Source organism: Flavobacterium ichthyis, from assembly GCF_009915155.1.
Taxonomy (GTDB): Bacteria; Bacteroidota; Bacteroidia; order Flavobacteriales; family Flavobacteriaceae; genus Flavobacterium; species Flavobacterium ichthyis.
On the sequence record NZ_JAABLM010000001.1, the window covers coordinates 182,426 to 196,112 of the forward strand.

The window sequence follows — 13,687 nt, forward strand, 5'->3', positions numbered from 1 at the left end:
TAACTTCATCTTGCTGCGATCCTCTTTGGAGAGCAAAATATGAAGCAAATTATTCTTTATCTAATTTGTATTTTGATAGGTCCATTCCGAAGTGTAGGTTTTTAATCGCCACAAGCTCATCAAGCTCTGTTAGCGATTTTTTACCGAAGTTACGGAACTTCATCAAGTCGTTTTTGTTGAAAGATACTAAATCTCCGAGTGTATCAACTTCAGCCGCTTTTAAGCAATTTAGCGCTCTTACAGAAAGGTCCATATCAACAAGCTTAGTTTTAAGCAATTGTCTCATGTGTAACGATTCTTCATCGTAAGATTCTGTTTGTGCGATTTCGTCAGCTTCAAGGGTAATTCTTTCGTCAGAGAAAAGCATAAAATGGTGTATTAATACCTTTGCGGCTTCAGTTAGAGCATCTTTTGGATTGATTGAACCATCAGTTTTGATTTCAAAAACTAATTTTTCGTAATCTGTTTTTTGCTCTACACGGAAGTTTTCGATTGCATATTTTACATTTTTTACGGGTGTAAAAATAGAATCTGTAAAAATGGTTCCGATAGCTGCATTTTGCTTTTTGTTCTCTTCAGCAGGAACGTATCCTCTTCCTTTCTCGATTGTTAACTCCATATTGATGTTAACTTTGCTGTCAAGATTACAAATCACAAGCTCAGGGTTTAATACCTGGAATCCGGAGATGAATTTTTGGAAATCACCGGCTGTAATTTGGTCTTTACCAGAGATAGAGATTGAAACCGATTCGTTGTCTATATCTTCAATCTGACGTTTAAAACGCACTTGTTTAAGGTTGAGGATAATTTCGGTAACGTCTTCCACTACTCCTGGAATGGTAGAAAATTCGTGATCTACACCTTCGATACGAACAGATGTTATTGCATATCCTTCTAAAGCGGAAAGCAAGACTCTTCTAAGTGCATTACCAACAGTCAATCCGTAACCAGGTTCTAAAGGTCTGAATTCAAACTTACCTTCAAAATCGGTTGAATCGATCATGATAACTTTATCGGGCTTCTGAAAATTAAATATTGCCATATGTTCGACTACTGTCTATTATTTGTTATACAACTCTACGATAAGTTGTTCTTTAATGTTTTCTGGGATTTGGATTCTTGCAGGAACAGAAACGAATACTCCTTCTTTAAGGTCGTTGTTCCAAGTAATCCATTCGTAAACATGACTTGAATTAGATAAAGAACGTTCGATAGCATCTAAAGATTTAGATTTTTCACGAACCGCCACTTTGTCACCTGGTTTCAAGTGGTAAGACGGAATGTTTACAACTTCTCCGTTTACGGTAATGTGTCTGTGACCTACGATTTGACGAGCAGCTCTTCTTGAAGGGGCGATACCCATTCTAAATACTACGTTGTCTAATCTTGCTTCACAAAGTTGAAGTAATACTTCACCGGTAACACCTTTAGTTGCTGATGCTTTTTCGAAAAGGTTTCTGAATTGTTTTTCTAAAATTCCGTAAGAATATTTAGCTTTCTGCTTTTCCATTAACTGAACAGCATACTCAGATTTTTTACCTCTTTTTTTAGCCAAACCGTGTTGTCCGGGAGGGTAATTTCTTTTTTCGAAGGCTTTATCATCTCCGAAGATCGCTTCACCGAATTTACGAGCGATTTTAGTTTTTGGACCAGTATATCTTGCCATTTTAATTTAATTTTGGATAGAGACTATGAATTCAGGTCAAATCCTCCGATAGTCTAAAATCTATCCTGTTATACTTGAAAAATTGATTAAACTCTACGTCTTTTTGGAGGACGACATCCATTGTGTGGCATTGGGGTAACATCTATAATTTCGGTTACTTCAATACCTGAATTGTGAACTGAACGGATTGCAGACTCACGTCCGTTTCCAGGTCCTTTCACATAAACTTTCACTTTTTTCAGTCCAGCTTCCAAAGCCACTTTTGCACAATCTTCTGCTGCCATTTGAGCTGCATATGGAGTGTTCTTTTTAGAACCTCTAAAGCCCATTTTACCAGCTGAAGACCAAGAAATCACTTCTCCTTTTTTATTAGTTAAAGAAATGATGATATTGTTAAAAGTTGAACTAATATGAGCCTCGCCAGTTGATTCAATTACAACTTTACGTTTTTTTGTATTTGCTTTAGCCATACTACTTATTATTTAGTTGCTTTTTTCTTGTTGGCAACAGTTTTTCTTTTACCTTTTCTTGTTCTAGAGTTGTTTTTAGTTCTTTGTCCTCTTAATGGAAGACCAGATCTATGACGGATTCCTCTGTAGCATCCGATATCCATTAAACGTTTGATGTTCAATGAGATTTCCGAACGAAGTTCTCCTTCGATTTTGAAGTAAGAAACGGCATCACGGATGGCTCCGATTTCATCATCGTTCCATTCCTGAACTTTTTTGTCTTCGCTAACATTAGCTTTAGCCAAAATTTCACTAGCTCTGCTTTTACCGATTCCGAAGATATAGGTTAAAGCGATAACTCCTCTTTTGTTTTTTGGGATGTCTACCCCTGCAATTCTTGCCATAATTATCCTTGTCTTTGTTTAAATCTAGGATTCTTTTTATTAATAACGTACAATCTTCCTTTTCTTCGTACGATAATGCACTCGGCACTTCTTTTTTTAACTGATGCTCTTACTTTCATTTTAATAGCTTTAGTATCTATACGTAATTCTTGCTTTTGACAAATCATAAGGGCTCATTTCCAGTTTCACTTTATCGCCAGGCAATAATTTGATGTAGTGCATGCGCATTTTTCCTGAAATGTGAGCGATAACGATATGTCCATTTTCTAATTCTACACGGAACATCGCATTTGATAATGCTTCAATGATGGATCCGTCTTGTTCTATTGCTGATTGCTTTGCCATAAAAATTAAGCTACTGCCTTTCTATTTTTACCACTTTTCATCAAACCATCGTAATGCTTGTTCAACAAATACGAATTAATTTGCTGAATAGTATCACTTGCAACTCCAACCATAATCAATAACGAGGTACCTCCATAAAATAAAGCCCATGACGGTTGAACATCCAGAACACTTACAACGATTGCTGGGAACACAGCAATTAATGCAAGAAATAACGACCCTGGAAATGTAATCAACGACATGATTTTATCTAAGAAATCTGATGTTTCTGCTCCAGGTCTAATTCCAGGAATGAAACCACCACTTCTTTTTAAATCGTCGGCCATTTTATTTGTAGGTACTGTAATTGCGGTGTAAAAGTAGGTAAAAACAATGATTAATAATGCAAAAACTATGTTATACTGCCAACCAAAAATATTTTGGAAGGCTGTACTGATAGAAGTTGCAGTTTCTGAACTTGAAAGACCAGCTAATGCTGCCGGGATAAACATAATTGCTTGCGCAAAAATGATTGGCATAACTCCAGAAGCGTTGAGCTTTAAAGGAATCCATTGTCTGTTTCCAGCTTGTTCAAACTCGCCCGAAGCGGTTCTTCTTGCATATTGAACAGGAATCTTTCTTACTGCCATTACAAGTAAAACACACGCTACAATTACGAGTAACCATATAATTACTTCGAAAACCAATAACATTGGACCTCCATTATTGTTTGTTACTCTAGTTGAAAACTCTTGAATGAACGCTTGTGGCATTCTAGCAATAATTCCTACCATAATCAATAATGAAATTCCGTTACCAATACCTTTATCTGTGATTTTTTCTCCTAACCACATTGCAAAGATTGTACCTGTTACCAAAATAATAACTGATAAAAACTGGAATGCGAATGGAGAGACCAATCCTGGGTTAACATTTGATAAAAATGCATCACCCGGTAAAGTTCTGTAAAGATTAAAGATATATCCCGGGGCTTGTACCAAAGTAATTAAAATGGTAAGCCAACGGGTAATTTGGTTCATTTTTTTTCTTCCGCTCTCGCCATCTTTTTGTAGTTTTTGTAGATAAGGTACTGCAATACCCATCAACTGAACAACAATAGAGGCTGAAATGTAAGGCATAATACCCAATGCAAATACAGATGCTTGCGAAAACGCACCACCTGTAAAAACATCGATTAACCATCCGATCCCTTCTTTAGTTTGATCAGTAAGTCCATTTAATTTTGTCGCATCAATACCCGGAAGTGTTACTTGAGCACCAAAACGGTACACTAATAACAAACCTAAGGTTACTAAAATTTTATTTTTTAGTTCCTCAATTTTCCAAACATTGGCAAGCGATTCAAAAAATTTCTTCATCTTACTTTTAGGGGATTATTATAAAGTTACTGCTTCACCACCAGCGGCCTCGATAGCTGCTTTTGCGGATGCTGTAAATTTATGTGCTGTTACCTTTAATTTTGCTTTAAGTTCTCCTCTACCCAAGATCTTAACGATTTCATTTTTAGTTGCCAAACGAGTCGCTACAAATACAGACATATCAATTGTATTATCTGTAACGATACCGTTATCAACTAGAGCTTGAAGCGTATCAAGGTTTACTCCTTCGTATTCTTTACGATTGATATTTTTAAAACCAAATTTAGGCACACGTCTTTGAAGTGGCATTTGACCTCCTTCAAAACCAATCTTTTTAGAATAACCAGAACGAGATTTAGCTCCTTTGTGTCCTCTTGCGGAAGTACCACCTTTTCCAGAACCTTCTCCTCTACCTACTCTCTTATTTTGGTTGTGTGTTGAGCCTTCTGCTGGCTGCAAGTTACTTAAGTTCATAACTAATAAGATTGTTATTTAGCTTCTTCTACAGAAACTAAGTGTTTTACTTTGTTTATCATCCCAAGGATTGCAGGATTTGATTCATGCTCCACAACCTGTCCTAGTTTGCGAAGGCCTAAAGCTTCAAGACCTCTTTTTTGTGTTAGAGGACAATTGATTTTGCTTTTTACTTGTTTTACTAATAGTTTTGCCATGATTTTCCTGAATTAACCTTTAAATACTTTTTCTAAAGATACACCTCTTTGTTTTGCAACAGTATAAGCACTTCTCATTTGCAATAATGCATCAAAAGTAGCTTTTACTACGTTATGAGGGTTTGATGATCCTTGAGATTTAGACAATACATCATGAATTCCAACAGACTCTAATACCGAACGTACAGCTCCACCGGCGATTACTCCGGTACCGTGAGAGGCTGGCATTAAAAATACGCGTGCTCCACCGAATTTACCTTTTTGTTCGTGAGGTACTGATTGACCACTTAATGGAATTCTAACCAAATTTTTCTTAGCATCTTCTACTGCTTTTGCAATTGCTTCAGAAACATCTTTTGATTTTCCAAGTCCGTGTCCTACTACACCATTCTCGTCACCTACTACAACAATAGCAGAAAAACCGAAAGCTCTACCACCTTTAGTAACTTTAGTTACACGGTTTACACTTACCAAACGATCTTTTAATTCAAGACCACTAGGTTTTACTAGTTCTACGTTTTTGTATTTATGATACATAATTTCTTAGAATTTAAGTCCGGCTGCACGAGCGCCTTCTGCTAATGATTTAATACGTCCGTGGTATAAATATCCACCTCTGTCGAAATTTACAGTTTCAATACCAGCTTTTAATGCTTTTTCTGCTACCAATTTTCCAACTGCTGCTGCAACTTCTACATTAGTTCCTTTAGTATCTACTCCTTTTTCTCTTGATGAAGCTGCCAATAAAGTCACTCCATTTACGTCATCTATGATTTGAGCATAGATTTCTTTATTACTTCTAAAAACAGAAAGTCTTGGTTTTGTAGCGGTTCCGCTTACAATTTTTCTGATTCTGAATTTAATTCTTTGTCTTCTTTCAGATTTTGTTAATGACATGATCTTTTAATTTTTAAGCTGATTTACCTGCTTTTCTTCTTAATACTTCACCAACAAATTTAACCCCTTTTCCTTTGTAAGGCTCTGGCTTGCGGAAACTTCTGATTTTCGCAGCTACAGCTCCTAACAATTGCTTGTCGTGAGAAGTTAATTTTACAATTGGATTTTTACCTTTTTCCGAAACTGTCTCAAGTTTCACTTCTGGTGCAATATCTAATATAATATTGTGAGAGAATCCGAGAGCGAGATCCAATTTTTGTCCTTGATTCGAAGCTCTATAACCTACTCCAACCAATTCCAACTCTTTAGTGAAGCCTTCAGAAACACCAGCGATCATATTATTAATCAATGCTCTATAAAGACCGTGTTTTGCTCTTTCATCTTTTTGATCAGAAGATCTTTCAACCTGAACCTGACCTTCTTCTACTTTCACGGAAACGTTATCGAATTCCTGAGAAAGCTGTCCTAATTTTCCTTTTACTGTAACCAAGTTGTCAGTAACTTCAACAGTTACGCCAGCTGGAATTACAATTGGATTTTTTCCTATTCTTGACATCGTTAAGTTCTTTTTTTAGTATACGTAACAAATTACTTCTCCTCCAACGTTCAATTGCTTTGCTTGCTTCCCGGTCATCAAACCTTTAGAAGTTGAAACAATTGCAATCCCTAATCCGTTAAGGATTCTTGGAAGTTTTGCAGCACCTGCATACTTACGTAAACCTGGTTTACTAATTCTTTGGATATCTTTGATAACAGCTTCTTTAGTATCTTTATCATACTTCAAAGCGATTTTGATAGAACCTTGAACAGTGTTCTCCTCAAATTTGTAGCTCAAGATATAACCTTGATCAAATAAAATCTTTGTGATTTCTTTTTTTAGATTAGAAGCAGGAATTTCAACCACTTTATGCTTTGCAGCCACAGCGTTTCTAACTCTTGTCAAATAATCCGCAATAGGATCTGTGTACATATAATTAAATTTGCGGTTTTGGTTTTCGTCACGGACTTTCCGTTAGAACCTGAAACCATTAAACTCTTATTTATTAATCAATAGATAGTTGCCAGTTCGCGGCAAAAATCCGGCAAACTTACAACTATCTATCGAAATAACAAAACTTGTTTTTATTTTTCTTACCAACTGGCCTTTTTCACACCTGGAATTAATCCGTTATTGGCCATTTCACGGAAAGTTACACGAGAAATTCCAAATTGACGCATATATCCTCTTGGGCGACCTGTTAGTTTGCAACGGTTGTGAAGACGAACCGGAGAAGCATTTTTTGGTAATTTTTGAAGACCTTCATAGTCTCCAGCTTCTAAAAGAGCTTTTCTTTTTTCAGCGTATTTTGCTACCGTTTTTTCTCTTTTCACCTCACGGGCTTTCATTGATTCTTTAGCCATGTCTTAATTCTTTTTAAAAGGTAATCCTAGTTCTGCTAATAATGATTTAGCCTCTTTGTCTGTTTTTGCAGAAGTTACGAAAGTAATATCCATCCCTGAAATTTTATTTACTTTGTCAATATCAATTTCTGGGAAAATGATTTGCTCAGTAACTCCAAGGTTATAGTTTCCTCTTCCGTCAAAACCAGTTGCTTTAATTCCTCCAAAATCTCTAACACGTGGAAGTGAAGATGTAATCAATCTATCTAAGAATTCATACATTCTTTCTCCGCGAAGCGTCACTTTAGCGCCAATCGGCATTCCTTTTCTTAGTTTAAAAGACGCAACGTCTTTTTTAGAAATGGTAGCAACTGCTTTTTGTCCGGTGATTTTAGTTAACTCATCTACTGCATAGTCGATCAGTTTTTTGTCTGAAACTGCAGCTCCAACGCCACGGCTTAAAACGATTTTTTCAAGTTTTGGAACTTGCATTACATTTTTGTAGCCGAATTCTTCTTTAAGAGCAGAAATTACTCTGTCTTTATATTCTTGTTTTAGTCTAGGTGTATAAGCCATCACTATAGTACTTGATTAGATTTTTTTGAAAATCTTACGTTCTTATCTCCTTCTTTTCTTACTCCTGTTTTTGTTGCTTCTTTAGATTTTGGATCTAATAGTGACAAATTAGAGATATGGATTGGAGCTTCTTTCTTAACGATTCCTCCTTGAGGGTTTTTTGCAGATGGTTTCGTGTGTTTTGATACCATGTTTACACCTTCAACGATCGCTTTATTTTTCTCTCTGTCAACACGTAAAACTTTTCCCTCAGTACCTTTATGGTCTCCGGCGATTACTTTTACGATGTCTCCTGATTTGATTTTTAGCTTTATCATCTTATTAAATAATTAAAGCACTTCTGGTGCCAATGATACAATTTTCATGAATTGTTTTTCACGAAGTTCTCTTGCAACCGGACCAAAAACACGAGTTCCTCTCATTTCGCCTGCTGCGTTCAAAAGAACACAAGCGTTGTCGTCAAAACGGATGTAAGAACCGTCGGCTCTTCTCACCTCTTTTTTTGTACGAACAACTACTGCAGTTGAAACAGCTCCTTTTTTTACGTTTCCGTTTGGAGTCGCGTCTTTGATTGATACTACAATTTTATCACCAACAGAAGCATATCTTCTTTTGGTACCTCCTAAAACACGGATTGTAAGAACTTCTTTCGCTCCAGTGTTATCTGCTACTTTTAGTCTTGATTCTTGTTGTACCATAATTATTTAGCTCTTTCAATGATTTCAACTAATCTCCAACATTTAGATTTACTTAAAGGTCGCGTTTCGCTAATTCTCACAGTATCTCCAATGTTACAATCGTTTGTTTCGTCGTGTGCAACGTATTTTTTTGTTTTCAACACGAACTTACCGTATAATGGGTGTTTTACTTTTCTTGTTTCAGAAACGACAATGGATTTCTCCATTTTGTTACTAGTAACAACACCTATTCTCTCTTTTCTTAAATTTCTTTTTTCCATCTTTTAGCAGAATACAAATTACTGTTGCTCTCTTTTGCTTAACTCTGTAGCAATTCTTGCAACTGATCTTCTAAGACTTCTGATTTGAAGCGGATTTTCGATCGGTGAAATTGCGTGAGCATTTTTTAGGTCGGCATGTGTCTTTCTTAACTGAGTAAGTTTATCTTGTAATTCAGCTACAGATAGATCTTTAATTTCTGATTGTTTCATAATAAATTAGATTATGCTTCGAAATCTCTCGCAATTACAAATTTAGTTTTTACTGGAAGTTTTTGTGCTGCAAGACGCAAAGCCTCTTTTGCAACAGCTAAAGGCACGCCTCCAACTTCAAACATAATTTTTCCGGGTTTTACAACAGCTGCCCAATATTCAACGGCACCTTTTCCTTTACCCATACGTACCTCAAGAGGTTTCTTAGTAATTGGCTTGTCCGGGAAAATTTTAATCCACAACTGACCTTCTCTTTTCATGAAACGAGTTGCAGCGATACGTGCAGCTTCGATTTGACGTGAAGTCAGGAACATACCAGTTTCGTGAACAGACTTAATACCAAACATTCCGTTAGAAAGTTCATGCCCTCTTTGAGAGTTCCCTTTCATTCTACCTTTCTGTACCTTGCGGTATTTTGTTCTTTTAGGCTGTAACATTTTTCTTTACTTTTTAAAAAATTTACTTTCTTTTACGGTCTCCACCTGGTTTTCTGTCTTTGTTGAAAGGCTTGCGATCTCCTCTTGAAGAATCGCCACCTTTTCCACCAGCACCAGCTTGTTTTTTGTCCATCCCTACTAGAGGAGAAAGATCTCTCTTTCCGTAAACTTCACCTTTCATGATCCATACTTTGATACCCATTCTACCGTAAGTAGTGTGGGCTTCTCCAAGTGCGTAATCAATATCAGCTCTGAAAGTTGATAGAGGAATTCTACCTTCTTTGAACATTTCCGAACGTGCCATTTCTGCGCCATTCAAACGACCTGAGATCATTACTTTCACACCTTCTGCGTTCATACGCATTGCTGCAGCGATAGCCATTTTGATTGCTCTTCTGTAAGAAATTCTGCTTTCGATTTGACGTGCGATGCTTGTTGCAACTAAATAAGCATCTAATTCAGGCCTTTTAATTTCAAAGATGTTGATTTGAACCTCTTTGTCAGTAATTTTCTTAAGTTCTTCTTTTAACTTGTCTACCTCTTGACCGCCTTTCCCGATGATTATTCCAGGTCTTGCAGTAGTGATAGTAACGGTTACAAGTTTCAAAGTTCTCTCGATTATTACTTTTGATACACTAGCTTTTGATAAACGAGCATGGATGTACTTTCTGATTTTGTGATCTTCAGCTAATTTATCGCCGTAATCGTTTCCACCATACCAGTTAGAATCCCATCCTCTGATGATCCCAAGTCTGTTTCCAATTGGATTTGTCTTTTGTCCCATCTTATTAATTGCTTTGTGTGTTATCTAATTGTCCTAACACGATTGTAACGTGGTTTGAACGTTTTCTAATTCTGTGTGCTCTTCCTTGTGGAGCAGGACGAAGTCTTTTTAACATCATTCCTCCGTCAACACGGATTTCTTTTACGAACAAGCCTGCTTCAGCCATATTTCCTTCTGCGTTTTTCTGTTCCCAGTTGTTGATAGCAGATAACAAAAGTTTTTCTAGCTTTCTTGAAGCTTCTTTAGTACTGAATCTTAAAATATTCAATGCTCTTTCCACTTTCTGACCTCTTACTAGATCTGCTACTAAGCGCATTTTTCTAGGTGAAGTAGGGCAGTTATTCAATTTTGCGAAAGCAATCTGCTTATTAGCTTCTTTGATGCTTTCAGCTCTTTCTCTTTTACGAACTCCCATTGCTTCTTATTTTTTACCTTTATTTTTTGCTCCAGCGTGACCTCTAAAAGATCTTGTTGGTGAAAATTCTCCTAATTTATGACCTACCATGTTTTCAGTAACGTAAACCGGTACGAATTGACGACCGTTGTGAACTGCGATGGTTTGCCCTACGAAATCCGGGGTAATCATTGAAGCTCTAGACCAAGTCTTTACTACTCCTTTGTTCCCTTTTTCTATATTTTCCTGAACTTTTTTATCCAATTTGTAATGAACAAAAGGTCCTTTTTTTAATGAACGTGCCATGTCTTACTTATTATTTCTTTCTGCGTTCTACAATATACTTGTTGCTCGGGTTAACTTTAGAACGAGTTCTATAACCTTTTGCAGGAAGTCCTTTTCTAGAACGTGGGTGACCTCCAGAAGAACGTCCTTCACCACCTCCCATTGGGTGATCAACTGGGTTCATCGCTACTGGTCTTGTTCTAGGTCTTCTGCCTAACCATCTTGATCTACCTGCTTTTCCAGATACAATTAATTGGTGGTCTGAGTTAGAAACTGCTCCAATGGTAGCCGAACAAGTTAACAAGATTAATCTTGTTTCTCCAGAAGGCATTTTGATTGTTGCATATTTTCCGTCTCTTGCCATTAATTGAGCAAATGTTCCTGCAGAACGAGCGATAACCGCTCCTTGACCAGGACGCAATTCAATACAAGAAATAACTGTTCCTAAAGGAATTTTACTCAATGGTAATGTGTTACCAATTTCAGGAGCTGCTTCTGAGCCAGACACTACTGTTTGACCTACTTGCAATCCGTTTTGAGCAATAATGTAAGTTTTTGCACCATCAGCATAAGCTAATAACGCAATAAATGCTGTACGATTCGGATCGTATTCGATTGATTTTACAGTTGCAGGAACTCCATCCTTTGCTCTTTTAAAATCAACGATACGATAACGTTGTTTATGACCACCGCCTGTGTAACGCATGGTCATTTTTCCTTGACTATTTCTACCTCCTGAGTTTTTTATCGGTGCTAATAATGAACGCTCCGGCTTATCAGTTGTAATGGCGTCAAAACCATTAACAACTCTAAAACGCTGACCCGGGGTAATAGGTTTTAATTTTCTAACTGACATGTTTCTGCCTCTTTATTAGATATTATTATAAAAATCTATTGTTTCTCCGTCCTGTACTTGAACAATTGCTTTTTTGTAAGCATTTGTCTTTCCATTGATAATACCACTTTTAGTGTATTTTGTAGAACGATCTGCACGGTAATTCATTGTATTGATTTCAACTACGTTTACACCGTAAGCATTTTCTACAGCTTTCTTGATTTCGATTTTGTTGGCTCTTTTGTCAACAACAAATCCGAAACGGTTGAAAACTTCACCATCTTTGGTAATTTTTTCTGTAATGATAGGTTTAATTATGATACTCATCGCCCTATTATTTGCTTAAATTTTCTTCAATTCCTTCCAACGAGCCTTCTAATAACACTAAATTATTAGCATTAAGAATTGCATAAGTGCTTAATTCTGAAGAAGTTACTACGTTAGAAGATTTTAAATTGCGTGACGACAAATATACATTTTTATTTGTATCGCCCAACACAAATAGTGATTTTTTATTTTCTAACCCTAAAGCTTTCAAAACGTTAATGAAATTTTTAGTGTTTGGAGTGTCAAAAGTAAAGTCTTCTAAAATTGTTATGTTAGATTCTTTAGCTTTGATTGAAAAAGCAGATTTTCTTGCCAATCTTTTCAACCCTTTATTTAATTTGAAAGAATAACTTCTTGGTCTTGGACCGAAAACTGTTCCTCCTCCTTTGAACAATGGATTTTTAACACTTCCTGCACGAGCTGTACCTGTTCCTTTTTGCTTTTTAATCTTGCGAGTTGACCCGGTAACTTCAGCTCTTTCTTTAGCTTTATGAGTTCCTTGTCTTTGGTTCGCAAGATATTGTTTCACATCAAGGTAAACCGCATGGTTATTTGGCTCAATTGCGAATACTGAATCAGAAAGAGTAATCGTTCTGCCAGTTTCTTTTCCGTTGATATTTAAAACTTTTACTTCCATTACTTCTGAATGATTACATAAGAGTTATTGTGCCCTGGAACACATCCTTTAACTAAAAGCAGGTTCTTATCCGCAACTACTTTCAAAACGCGAAGATTTTGCACAGTTACATTATCAGTCCCCATTCTTCCCGCCATACGCATTCCTTTGAATACTCTAGAAGGATAAGAAGAAGCTCCTACTGAACCTGGCGCTCTTAAACGGTTATGTTGTCCGTGAGTAGCTTGCCCAACACCACCAAAACCGTGACGTTTTACAACACCTTGGAAACCTTTCCCTTTAGAAACACCTTGAACATCCACAAATTCTCCTTCAATAAAAAGATCCACAGTTAGAACATCTCCTAACTTGTGCTCTTCTTCGAAATACTTGAATTCAACGACTTTTTTCTTCGCAACAGTTCCAGCTTTTTTAAAGTGACCTACAGCCGCTTTAGTGGAGTGTTTCTCATTTTTGTCATCGAAACCAAGTTGTAACGCTTCATACCCGTCAACCTCTTTGGTTCTGACTTGGGTAACGACACATGGACCTGCTTCAATAACGGTACAAGGAATGTTTTTTCCGTTCTCGTCAAAGATGCTTGTCATGCCGATTTTTTTTCCAATTAACCCAGACATAAATATTAATTATTAATTATTAAAATACTAAATAATAGACACACCTTTTAAGGAAGCTATTTTTTAGGAGGTGCAAAAGTAAAACTTTTTTACTTATAATCCTATAAATATTTTCTTCTTAAAAGATGTGTCTCTTTTATTACGAGATACTTATACTTTAATCTCAACTTCTACACCACTTGGCAACTCTAATTTCATTAGAGCATCGATGGTTTTAGAGGAAGAGGAATAAATATCTAACAATCTTTTGTAAGACATTACTTCAAATTGCTCTCTTGATTTTTTGTTTACGTGTGGAGAACGTAATACAGTAAAAATCTTTTTGTGTGTAGGCAATGGAATTGGACCCGTTACCACAGCACCTGTACTTTTTACAGTTTTTACGATTTTTTCGGCAGACTTGTCAACCAAGTTGTGATCGTAAGATTTTAATTTTATTCTGATTTTTTGACTCATT

The 13,687-nt window shown here is 36.5% G+C and carries 28 protein-coding genes; all 28 read right to left on the reverse strand.

Annotated features, from left to right (window positions below):
- Positions 1-49: 49 nt before the first annotated feature.
- The 28 genes from GV828_RS00720 to rpsJ all read right to left on the reverse strand — a co-directional run bounded on the left by GV828_RS00720 (position 50) and on the right by rpsJ (position 13,686).
- A complete protein-coding gene (locus GV828_RS00720) occupies positions 50-1,042 on the reverse strand; it encodes a DNA-directed RNA polymerase subunit alpha (protein ID WP_166535553.1) in 993 nt (330 codons plus the stop codon).
- Between the two features lie 18 nt (positions 1,043-1,060).
- On the reverse strand, positions 1,061-1,666 hold the full coding sequence (gene rpsD, locus GV828_RS00725; protein ID WP_166535554.1) for a 30S ribosomal protein S4: 606 nt from the start codon (positions 1,664-1,666) through the stop codon (positions 1,061-1,063).
- An 86-nt stretch (positions 1,667-1,752) separates the two neighbouring features.
- The gene (rpsK, locus tag GV828_RS00730) at positions 1,753-2,136 is read right to left on the reverse strand and encodes a 30S ribosomal protein S11 (protein ID WP_166535555.1); all 384 of its coding nucleotides are present in this window, start codon (positions 2,134-2,136) and stop codon (positions 1,753-1,755) included.
- Between the two features lie 8 nt (positions 2,137-2,144).
- Positions 2,145-2,519 (reverse strand): 30S ribosomal protein S13, encoded by a 375-nt coding sequence (rpsM, locus tag GV828_RS00735; RefSeq protein WP_166535556.1) that lies wholly within the window; start codon positions 2,517-2,519, stop codon positions 2,145-2,147.
- 2 nt (positions 2,520-2,521) lie between these two features.
- Positions 2,522-2,638, reverse strand: coding sequence for a type B 50S ribosomal protein L36 (ykgO, locus tag GV828_RS00740; protein WP_002987490.1), 117 nt, complete (start codon positions 2,636-2,638; stop codon positions 2,522-2,524).
- Positions 2,639-2,648: 10 nt separating this feature from the next.
- Positions 2,649-2,864, reverse strand: coding sequence for a translation initiation factor IF-1 (gene infA, locus GV828_RS00745; protein ID WP_007136545.1), 216 nt, complete (start codon positions 2,862-2,864; stop codon positions 2,649-2,651).
- 5 nt (positions 2,865-2,869) lie between these two features.
- On the reverse strand, positions 2,870-4,222 hold the full coding sequence (gene secY, locus GV828_RS00750; protein WP_166535557.1) for a preprotein translocase subunit SecY: 1,353 nt from the start codon (positions 4,220-4,222) through the stop codon (positions 2,870-2,872).
- An 18-nt stretch (positions 4,223-4,240) separates the two neighbouring features.
- The gene (gene rplO / locus GV828_RS00755; RefSeq protein ID WP_166535558.1) at positions 4,241-4,696 is read right to left on the reverse strand and encodes a 50S ribosomal protein L15; all 456 of its coding nucleotides are present in this window, start codon (positions 4,694-4,696) and stop codon (positions 4,241-4,243) included.
- Between the two features lie 14 nt (positions 4,697-4,710).
- Positions 4,711-4,893 (reverse strand): 50S ribosomal protein L30, encoded by a 183-nt coding sequence (gene rpmD, locus GV828_RS00760; RefSeq protein WP_166535559.1) that lies wholly within the window; start codon positions 4,891-4,893, stop codon positions 4,711-4,713.
- Between the two features lie 12 nt (positions 4,894-4,905).
- Positions 4,906-5,430: a 30S ribosomal protein S5 gene (rpsE, locus tag GV828_RS00765; protein ID WP_166535560.1), complete on the reverse strand. Its 525-nt coding sequence runs from the start codon at positions 5,428-5,430 to the stop codon at positions 4,906-4,908.
- 6 nt (positions 5,431-5,436) lie between these two features.
- Complete coding sequence (gene rplR, locus GV828_RS00770; RefSeq protein ID WP_166535561.1) at positions 5,437-5,790, reverse strand: 50S ribosomal protein L18; 354 nt, start codon at positions 5,788-5,790, stop codon at positions 5,437-5,439.
- Positions 5,791-5,803: 13 nt separating this feature from the next.
- Positions 5,804-6,346 carry a 50S ribosomal protein L6 gene (rplF, locus tag GV828_RS00775; RefSeq protein ID WP_166535562.1) on the reverse strand — a complete coding sequence of 181 codons (543 nt, stop codon included), beginning with the start codon at positions 6,344-6,346 and terminating at the stop codon, positions 5,804-5,806.
- Between the two features lie 15 nt (positions 6,347-6,361).
- Positions 6,362-6,760, reverse strand: coding sequence for a 30S ribosomal protein S8 (rpsH, locus tag GV828_RS00780; RefSeq protein WP_166535563.1), 399 nt, complete (start codon positions 6,758-6,760; stop codon positions 6,362-6,364).
- Between the two features lie 161 nt (positions 6,761-6,921).
- Positions 6,922-7,191: a 30S ribosomal protein S14 gene (rpsN, locus tag GV828_RS00785; RefSeq protein WP_035637316.1), complete on the reverse strand. Its 270-nt coding sequence runs from the start codon at positions 7,189-7,191 to the stop codon at positions 6,922-6,924.
- A gap of 3 nt (positions 7,192-7,194) precedes the next feature.
- Positions 7,195-7,746, reverse strand: coding sequence for a 50S ribosomal protein L5 (rplE, locus tag GV828_RS00790; RefSeq protein ID WP_166535564.1), 552 nt, complete (start codon positions 7,744-7,746; stop codon positions 7,195-7,197).
- Positions 7,747-7,748: 2 nt separating this feature from the next.
- Positions 7,749-8,063, reverse strand: coding sequence for a 50S ribosomal protein L24 (rplX, locus tag GV828_RS00795; protein ID WP_166535565.1), 315 nt, complete (start codon positions 8,061-8,063; stop codon positions 7,749-7,751).
- 12 nt (positions 8,064-8,075) lie between these two features.
- Complete coding sequence (gene rplN / locus GV828_RS00800; protein ID WP_007803649.1) at positions 8,076-8,444, reverse strand: 50S ribosomal protein L14; 369 nt, start codon at positions 8,442-8,444, stop codon at positions 8,076-8,078.
- Between the two features lie 2 nt (positions 8,445-8,446).
- Entirely contained in the window at positions 8,447-8,704 is a 258-nt protein-coding gene (gene rpsQ, locus GV828_RS00805; protein WP_166535566.1) for a 30S ribosomal protein S17, read from the reverse strand.
- An 18-nt stretch (positions 8,705-8,722) separates the two neighbouring features.
- Positions 8,723-8,914, reverse strand: coding sequence for a 50S ribosomal protein L29 (gene rpmC / locus GV828_RS00810; RefSeq protein ID WP_166535567.1), 192 nt, complete (start codon positions 8,912-8,914; stop codon positions 8,723-8,725).
- A gap of 11 nt (positions 8,915-8,925) precedes the next feature.
- Entirely contained in the window at positions 8,926-9,351 is a 426-nt protein-coding gene (gene rplP, locus GV828_RS00815) for a 50S ribosomal protein L16 (protein WP_166535568.1), read from the reverse strand.
- Between the two features lie 22 nt (positions 9,352-9,373).
- A complete protein-coding gene (gene rpsC, locus GV828_RS00820) occupies positions 9,374-10,135 on the reverse strand; it encodes a 30S ribosomal protein S3 (protein WP_166535569.1) in 762 nt (253 codons plus the stop codon).
- Positions 10,136-10,139: 4 nt separating this feature from the next.
- The gene (gene rplV, locus GV828_RS00825) at positions 10,140-10,550 is read right to left on the reverse strand and encodes a 50S ribosomal protein L22 (RefSeq protein ID WP_166535570.1); all 411 of its coding nucleotides are present in this window, start codon (positions 10,548-10,550) and stop codon (positions 10,140-10,142) included.
- 6 nt (positions 10,551-10,556) lie between these two features.
- Positions 10,557-10,835 (reverse strand): 30S ribosomal protein S19, encoded by a 279-nt coding sequence (gene rpsS / locus GV828_RS00830; RefSeq protein WP_014085019.1) that lies wholly within the window; start codon positions 10,833-10,835, stop codon positions 10,557-10,559.
- Between the two features lie 10 nt (positions 10,836-10,845).
- Complete coding sequence (rplB, locus tag GV828_RS00835) at positions 10,846-11,670, reverse strand: 50S ribosomal protein L2 (protein ID WP_166535571.1); 825 nt, start codon at positions 11,668-11,670, stop codon at positions 10,846-10,848.
- Positions 11,671-11,685: 15 nt separating this feature from the next.
- Positions 11,686-11,976 (reverse strand): 50S ribosomal protein L23, encoded by a 291-nt coding sequence (gene rplW, locus GV828_RS00840; protein WP_166535572.1) that lies wholly within the window; start codon positions 11,974-11,976, stop codon positions 11,686-11,688.
- Between the two features lie 7 nt (positions 11,977-11,983).
- Positions 11,984-12,613 (reverse strand): 50S ribosomal protein L4, encoded by a 630-nt coding sequence (rplD, locus tag GV828_RS00845; protein WP_166535573.1) that lies wholly within the window; start codon positions 12,611-12,613, stop codon positions 11,984-11,986.
- Complete coding sequence (gene rplC, locus GV828_RS00850) at positions 12,613-13,230, reverse strand: 50S ribosomal protein L3 (RefSeq protein WP_166535574.1); 618 nt, start codon at positions 13,228-13,230, stop codon at positions 12,613-12,615. The genes rplD and rplC overlap by 1 nt, the downstream gene beginning before the upstream one ends.
- A gap of 150 nt (positions 13,231-13,380) precedes the next feature.
- Positions 13,381-13,686 carry a 30S ribosomal protein S10 gene (gene rpsJ / locus GV828_RS00855; RefSeq protein WP_056068841.1) on the reverse strand — a complete coding sequence of 102 codons (306 nt, stop codon included), beginning with the start codon at positions 13,684-13,686 and terminating at the stop codon, positions 13,381-13,383.
- Position 13,687 lies beyond the last annotated feature (1 nt).